General features: G+C 45.5%; 5 protein-coding genes. All 5 read left to right on the forward strand.

Annotated features, from left to right (window positions below; all coding sequences use genetic code 11):
• The first annotated feature begins 580 nt into the window (after positions 1 to 580).
• Entirely contained in the window at positions 581 to 1,582 is a 1,002-nt protein-coding gene (locus ACG95_RS03285; protein ID WP_047999138.1) for a hypothetical protein, read from the forward strand.
• A 68-nt stretch (positions 1,583 to 1,650) separates the two neighbouring features.
• Positions 1,651 to 2,781: a YibE/F family protein gene (locus tag ACG95_RS03290; protein WP_047999139.1), complete on the forward strand. Its 1,131-nt coding sequence runs from the start codon at positions 1,651 to 1,653 to the stop codon at positions 2,779 to 2,781.
• Positions 2,778 to 3,542, forward strand: a complete 765-nt coding sequence (locus ACG95_RS03295) for a YibE/F family protein (RefSeq protein ID WP_047999140.1) — start codon at positions 2,778 to 2,780, stop codon at positions 3,540 to 3,542. Before ACG95_RS03290 ends, ACG95_RS03295 begins: the two co-directional genes overlap by 4 nt.
• A gap of 51 nt (positions 3,543 to 3,593) precedes the next feature.
• A complete protein-coding gene (locus ACG95_RS03300) occupies positions 3,594 to 4,157 on the forward strand; it encodes a GNAT family N-acetyltransferase (protein WP_047999141.1) in 564 nt (187 codons plus the stop codon).
• Between the two features lie 222 nt (positions 4,158 to 4,379).
• Positions 4,380 to 8,135, forward strand: a complete 3,756-nt coding sequence (locus tag ACG95_RS13935) for a bacterial Ig-like domain-containing protein (RefSeq protein ID WP_053072660.1) — start codon at positions 4,380 to 4,382, stop codon at positions 8,133 to 8,135.
• Positions 8,136 to 8,170 lie beyond the last annotated feature (35 nt).

Consider the following 8,170-nt stretch of genomic DNA (forward strand, 5'->3'; position numbering starts at 1 on the left):
CACGGCTGGACAGTGGTCTAGGGCAGCTATGTGTGTACCTAATTTTAGGCTGACTGATCAGGATTCTTAGATTCATCTAGGATATAATTCTTCAGTTAATGGGAATGTACGCTATAAAAAATGGCTGGCAATTACTAAACAATTGTCATCTAGTTTTTTGAAATAGTGATCAATCCAATTAATGCTAGGTAAAGTGTCTATCAATATTTGAATTCTATCTAGCCGTGAGGTGTGGTCTGACAGCGCTCAGCCATGAAATTACACTTAGCTGAGTGGTTTTTGCAGGTTAGTGTAAGGCCGAGTTTTGAGATTGCAAGCGGGTTTTACTTGTGAGCTCAAAATCGTGCCCATGGCGTTCCAGCGTTGTCAGACTGCACCGGTAGGCGGATATGTCCGCATGTATGGTATTGTTAGGATAACTAAAATAATATGTAAAAAAGACACTACTTTTTTTGAAGCAGTATTTAACAAGCTGGCCCACGCGATGAATTCGTAATGGGTCAGCTTGTTTTGGTATAATGAACGCAATAGCAATTAAATTTGGCTTACCCTAAATTAAGATGAGAACGGAGGAAATGGCATGTTAGTTGTTGGACAATTTATTGCCACGGTCGGTTGGCTCGGCTTGGCACTGATCGCAAGTGAGCTTTTAGCAACGTTGATCTACTGGCTAGGTCAGTGGGTCGGGTTTCGATTGATTGGGGCTCGCATCGTGCGCATTACTGGATTTCGGCTTCAACTGAGTAAGGTGAACGGGCATTGGCGGTGGGAAAGACCGCTGACTCGGCACCCACACTTGGTAGCTAATCCACCGGCGGATGCGAAACGGTTTAACCACGCTGTCTATTGTTTTGGCGGTGGTTTGTTCAGTTTGCTGACAGTCATGTTGAGTTTGATTACGCTGACGCAATTTACGTTTAAAATGAATATATGGCTGTTTGTCTTCATTATTTGGATCTGGGTGAATACCTTGAAAGCCGGTCAGTTACTGCCGATGAACTTACATGGTCACCCAACTGCTGGGCAAGAATTCCGTCAGGGTCGAGCAACGGATGCCGCAATGACGGCAGCTTACGTGACGGCTTGTGCGGCAGCGGTGAAGGTTCAAACTGGAAGTGTCGCCGCCTTAGATGCACGGATGATCGTGATGCCCAGGGACGGTGGTAACCGTAATTATTTAGTCGTTCGGCAAGCCTGGTTGATTCTCGAATGGGGCCTCCAGCATGGCTTGAGTACGCCGGAACTACTGGCGGGGTTGAGTCGATTAGAACCAAGCTTCAATACCTTGCCACCAGTAGATCTTGCTAAGTATTTGGATGCGACGCTCTATTGGAATCTGGTGACGGATCACCGCTCACCACAGATTCTTGCGTGGTACCAAGATGACGGGATTCAACATTTATTACGACGTTATGAACCGTTGGCCTACTATAAGTTGCGGGCCGTTTACGAATGGCGCGTGCACCAGCAACCAGAACAAGCGCTGACGCTGATCAAGAACGGGTTGAAAATGGCTCAACGGGTACATGACGATGAAGAGATTGCCCAGTTAAAAGCGTTACGGGTGCAAGTTGAAGCTTAGGTTCCGGTAAAGATTACGGTAGATTAAGATGGAATGATGCCAGTGGTGGTACACTTATTCCCATTGAATTGAAAAAAGGTGAAGATGTGAAACAGTGGATACGACAGCATTGGCAGCTAAGTTTGACGATTGTCGTGGTGGTACTAGGTCTAATCGGCGTCGGGTTAACCCGCTTCAATGCTGGTCTTTATCAACAGACAGTGGCGCAAGTGACGCAGGTTCGAGCGCAGAGTCAGAGTTCAACGACCGATGAATTTGAAAATAAGGATATGACTTATACGCAAGTTGTCACGGTCAAAGTCTTGAATAAGGCGCACCGTGGCCGGATTTATCATATCAAAAACACGTATACGCGGTCCGGTGCAATGGATCAGTCCTATCGTGTTGGGAGCCAGGTCTTTTTACGGATTCCGAGTGATCAGGACAGTGCCGTGACGATTCAAGGATTAAAACGGGATACGGCACTGGCGTTTGTCGTGTGGTTGGCGTTCGCATTGTTGCTGCTAATTATGCGTTTCAGCGGATTAATGGCCTTCTTAAGTGTTGGTTTAAACGCGCTACTATTCTACGCAGCTATCCAGATTGATTTGATGACAAATGGTGGCCATATTTATTTGTTATTCGGTGTGCTAGCCGTTGTCTTTGCGGCGTTAACACTGTGGCTAGTCTTAGGATTCAGCCGGCAAATGGTGGTGACCTTTGGCGCTACGGTAGCTGGTACTGGGTTAGCCGTAATTATCAGTCTGATCGTCTTTTCGGTGACGCACGAACGCGGCGTGACCTATGAGTCGATGCAGTACGTGACGCAGGTTCCCCGGCCGCTATTCTTGGTGGAAACGATCCTCGGTTCACTGGGAGCGGTAATGGATGAATCCACGGATATCGTCGCGTCGCTGTTCCAATTGAAAACAGAACGGCCCGACATTGAGTCCAAGCAAGTCTTCAAGTCGGGTATTAAGATCGGCCGTTCCATCATGGGACCATTGATCAACGTGTTGTTCTTGATCTTTATGGCGGATACGTTTGCGATGACCTTGCTCTACCTACGTAACGGCAATAATTGGGGTTATACGTTTACCATGAATATGTCACTAGGAATGGTGCAGAGCCTGATCTCCGGCATCGGTATCGTGTTAGCAATTCCAGTTGCAAGTTGGCTAGCTAGCCGCTTGATGCCACGGGAGGTGTTGCCACGATGAGTACGATTACAGTATTAGGATTGGTCTTACTTGGATTAATGACGTTAATCGGTGGTAAGACGGGAGCAACGGCCTTTTTAAGCTTAATTTTTAATTTTGGTCTGCTATTCTTAGCGGTAGTCTTAATCTCGTGGGGGTTCCCGGCGATGGCCGTTACTCTAGTGATTGGGACGATTATTTTAGCCTTCACGATCTTCTTTGGTGAAGATAATGAGATGGCCGCACGACCCGCGTACATTGCGGCACTGATTGTCATGGTCGTTTTGATTCTGGTGATTTTTCCGGTTGAAAATTGGATTATGGCGCAGGGCTTTAGTCTGGAAGATAGCGAAGATCTGGAAGGCATGTCACTGGCAATTGGTGTTTCTTTCATCGGTGTGGCAGTAGCAGAAGCCATTCTGAGTACGTTGGGGGCGATTGCTGAAGCTGCCATTGCGATTGCGGCTGGCTTGAGTGAGATTATCGAACAACATCCGCTGATCACAGCCAAACGTCTATACATCGATGGTATCAGTATCGGTAAGCAAATTATTGGAACGACTTTCAATACGTTGTTCTTTGGCTTTTTCGGTGGCTTTTTAGCACTGTTTATCTGGTTCTCAGGGCTCCATTATTCATTTGGGAGTGTGATCAATAATAAGATTTTTGTGGCGGAGGTACTGATGGTGCTGTTCGCGCTGATTGGCGTTATCTTAGTGGTGCCGGTCACCACCTGGGTCGTGACGATCGAACATCGTCGGCAACAAAAGCACAACGATTGACGGTCCGATGACCATCTGGTAGGGTTAATAAAAATATGAGGAGTGTGTCATATGCAAATACGAATCGCTCAACCAGAAGACAGCGCGCAGATTGCGTCACTAGTTGCGATTATTTATCGCGACATGGAGATGCCCGCTTTACGAGATGTAAGCGATGCTGATCTTCACGATATGTTAACGAAATTATACCAACAACCAGCTAACTTGGATGGGTTAGCGCAGACGTTTGTAGCGACTATTGATGAAAAAGTCGCTGGCGTGGCGTTTGGCCATCTGGCGGAAAATGAAGTGGCCGTCAACGACTTATTACGGACGACTTCAGAACAGCACGCTGGTTTTGACACGCCACTAGAGTTAGGTGGCGAGACGCGGCCTGATGAGTGGTATCTTAGTATGATTGCGGTGGCGCCAGAAGCTCAGGGACACGGTGTTGGGAGTGCACTCTTAGAGGCCTTACCAGCATTAGTTAAACCATTAGGGGCTTCAAAGTTGAGCCTGAATGTGGATGATGGTAATCCACGAGCAGCCAAGTTATATCACCGCCAAGGTTTTACGGTGGACGGTCAATTGATGATTGGCACACATCCTTACCAACATATGGTTAAAGATTTATAGGACTTGTTAGTGAGTCCAAGCAGGGAGCTTAGATCAACCTTCTAAGCTCTTTTTTTGTGCAATTAATTCTCACTTTTGCGTTTGTAAGGTTAACTTAGCATAGCCGATTAGTTTAATGGTTACATTATCGGCGTATGATGGCGTTGTAGGGGAGCACCATTAAAAATATTGCTTGAGTAGGTTTAATGGTGTTGGATATTTTAATCAAAGGGGATTTATAACATGGGTGCTAATAATCAGCGCAATGTGAATACGATCAGGAAAGAACATTACAAGATGTATAAAAAAGGCCGTAATTGGCTATTTGCTGGGATTGTGGTTTTAAGTTGGCAAGTAGGGAGCATTAATGCCAACGCGGATACGACGACCGATAGTAGTAATAATACTAACGTTGCCATGGTCGGGAGTACGACGAAATCAAATGCTAATAGTGCGGTATCAAGCAGTACGGCAACGTCGACTAATGCCAATACTAGTCAGGATAATACAAGTGCTTCTTCTAATGTAGCTACCAGCAAGTCGGCTGCCGCAAGCAGTGCAACTAGCTCGACAGCAACGACTGCCAGTAATGCAACTAGTACAACGTCAGCTACCAGCCAGATAGCAAAGAACACAACTAGTAGTGCAACTAGTTCGTCGTCAACTAACAGTAATACGTCTGAGAGTGCTGCAACTGGTGCAATAGCTGGTATTAGTGAGACGCCTAAAAATACGACTAGTAATGTAACCAGTGCTAGCACCGTGAGCGCTGCGGGTACTGCTACAACTAGTACTAATAACCAGGTCGTTACACCGATTATTAATAATAGTAATGATGAGCAAAACAAGACTGGTAATAACATGACTACTTCGACGTCAGCTACTGATACCACTAATCTAACGACTGGTAGCGCAGCAATAACTGATCAACCGGTGTCATCAACGGAAGGTAACGGTGCTGTGACCAATGCAACGGTCAATAATGCGACTGATCTGACACCTACTGACACAGTTACTAGTGCAGCTAGCGATAATGATTTGCCGGCTGAGGAGCTAAAGCCAGCCGTCGTAACTGCTGATACAACTGCGGTTATGGCAACGAATACTGCGACTAATGATCAACAAGTAATTAATAAACGGGCGACGTTAGCTAGAGCCGCTTCTGATGCGACTGATATTGCGAACGGAACGTTTGGGACTAGTGAGTGGCGTATTGATAGTGACGGTGTCTTACATTTAGGTGCCGGAACGTTTGCCGATACAACCAATATTAAAAGTCCGTGGGTAGCTTATTCAAATCAGATTACGGCGATTGATTTTGACGGTAAGGTCGTAGGTAGTGCCAATAGTGCTGGTTTATTCGCACAATTGACGCAGTTGACGACCATTACTAATGCGGATCAATTCGATACTAGTAATGTTACGAATATGCAATCAATGTTCATGAGTGACAATGCATTAACAAGTATTGATGGCATTGCGAGTTGGGATACTGGTAAAGTCACCAACATGCAGACGATGTTTTTATTTACATCAGGGTTAAGTTCTTTAAATCTATCAAAGTGGGATGTTAGTCATGTTACAAACATGAGTCTAATGTTCTCTACTAGTGGTGTAACTAGTATTGGTGATGTTTCGCGATGGAATACTAGTAATGTTACAACCATGCAATCAATGTTTTTTGATTCTAAGATAACGACATTGGATGTTTCACACTGGGATACTAGTCATGTCACAAATATGAGTATGATGTTTTGGTATGATTCTAAGATAGCAACGTTGAACGTTTCAAATTGGAATACCAGTAACGTTACCACGATGAGGTTTATGTTTCTTGGTGCAAGTAGTATCAAGATGTTGGATGTATCTAATTGGAATGTTAACAATGTCACAGATATGACCAACATGTTTTTGGGTGCGACGAGTTTGTTAGCGTTAGACCTAAGTAACTGGGACTTGAGTCGGGGTCAAGATATCACTGGGATGTTGGCAAACATGACCGGTCTTCAGACGTTGGTCTTAGGAGCTAACACCGCTCTGAAATCAGAAACAAATAACGTCTCGTTACCTCCTTTAGCGTCAACGACTACTTACACTGGTAAGTGGGTTGGCGTAAGTTCCGGTCAGACCTATACTTCGGCAGAACTAATGGCTGGTTTGGCTGATGGAAATAACGTTGCGGCTGACACCTATATTTGGCAAAAGGCGGCTAATGCTTCTTCACAACTAGAAGCGGATGACAGTACGTTAGTTGCCGGGCCAAAGACGACCTGGGCTGTTAAGGATAACGTTGTAAAGGCGGTCGACATCAATGGATCTGATACTACCGATGATGTCACGTTTGCGGGGGTGCTCGATCCTGACCAGATTGGCGTTTATAACGTTGTGCTTTACTACGTTGACTCAAATGGTGAGACTGTCAGCAAGTTAATTCGGGTGAAGGTCGTGGTGAGTCAGGCTGGGTTTGATGTTACTGATACATCTATCCCGCAAAAACCTGCCACATCTAAAAGTACTTGGAAGCCTAGTGATAGTTTTAGTGGTTTGACGGATGGTCTGGGCAACAAGATTGATAATGCAGATATCATGTTTGTTGCTGCTAATGAAACAACTGAGGCGACCGGTAAAGAGCTCATAGCGATCAGTGGTGACGAGGTTGATAACAGTAAACCGGGTAGCTACAAGGTCACTTATAGTTATACGGATGTAGCTGGTAACGTGATTACCAAGACGATTACGGTGACGGTGGTTGGTACGAAGGAGACGCTTGAGGTTTCGGACCGAACGTTGACTCAAAATGAAGTTTGGCGCCCTGAAAGCGGGATGACGTCTGGGACTGATTTTGATGGTAAGCCAATCGACTTCAAGGATGTAGTCGTTAGCGGTGATCCAGTCGATACGAGTAAGCCGGGGACCTATCAAGTCATCTACACTTATACGGACAAGCATGGCAACCAGATTTCAAAGACCAGTACTGTAACCGTACTGGCAGCGGAAACGAAGGCTGACATTGTGGCTAAGGATACGAAGGTCATTCAAGGTTCAACTTGGAATGCCAAAGATAACTTTGTTAGTGGGACAGATGCCGATGGTAACGCCATTAGCTTTGATGACGTTGAGGTCAGTGGCGAAAAAGTCGATACTAGCAAGCCTGGGACTTACAAAGTGACGTATGCTTATACGGATAAGTACGGCAATCAGGTTTCAAAGACGGTTACGGTAACGGTAGTCGCAACGAAGGCCAATATTGACGTTAAGGACGTAACAGTAACTGAAGGTTCAAGTTGGAACGCTGAAGCTGGCTTTGTTGGTGGAACGGATGCTGATGGTAACGCCATTAGCTTCGATGATGTTAAGGTCAGTGGTGAAAAAGTCGATACGGGTAAGCCAGGGACTTATAAGGTTATTTATAGTTACACTGATAAATACGACAATTTAGTTTCAAAGACCGTTACGGTGACTGTAACTGCAAAGGACGCTGGTGGCGACAATAATGGCAACGGAGGTACTGATACTGGTAACAACGGTAATGGCAACGGAGGTACTGATGCTGGTGATAACGGCAATGGCAGCGGAAGTACCGATACGGATAACAACGATAATGGCAACGGAGATACTGATGCTGGAAACAATGGTAATGGCAACGGAGATACTGATACTGGTAACAGCGGCAATAGTAACGGTAGTTCTGATACCAACACTGCTGAAAACGATATGGCTGGCAACACAAATAATGGTGTTAGTGATAACGACAGCACCACGAACACTGGCAATGGCTTCACGAGCAGTGATAACTACCAAAATAGCTCGACTACGAATACAGTGGTTAAGCTAAGTGCCAAGGCTGGAGGCTCCGCGGTTGACCAGAAGACTAAAGGCCAGTTGCCACAAACTGGTGAAACTAAGCAGTCATCCACAGGCATTATGGGACTCGTCTTGTTAGGATTCAGTAGTCTGCTGGCTTTAGTAGGCGTTAAACGTCGTCGAATGAATAAATAATGATATTAACTAAAGGTTGAAAGCCCCAAAACAAC

This window comes from Lactiplantibacillus herbarum, assembly GCF_001039045.1.
GTDB lineage: Bacteria > Bacillota > Bacilli > Lactobacillales > Lactobacillaceae > Lactiplantibacillus > Lactiplantibacillus herbarum.

Excerpts from the sequence above, each read along its gene's own strand:
- ACG95_RS03285 (WP_047999138.1), top strand. The coding sequence starts at position 581 with ATGTTAGTTGTTGGACAATTTATTGCCACGGTCGGTTGGCTCGGCTTG.
- ACG95_RS03295 (WP_047999140.1), top strand. The coding sequence starts at position 2,778 with ATGAGTACGATTACAGTATTAGGATTGGTCTTACTTGGATTAATGACG.
- ACG95_RS03300 (WP_047999141.1), top strand. The coding sequence starts at position 3,594 with ATGCAAATACGAATCGCTCAACCAGAAGACAGCGCGCAGATTGCGTCA.
- ACG95_RS13935 (WP_053072660.1), top strand. The coding sequence starts at position 4,380 with ATGGGTGCTAATAATCAGCGCAATGTGAATACGATCAGGAAAGAACAT.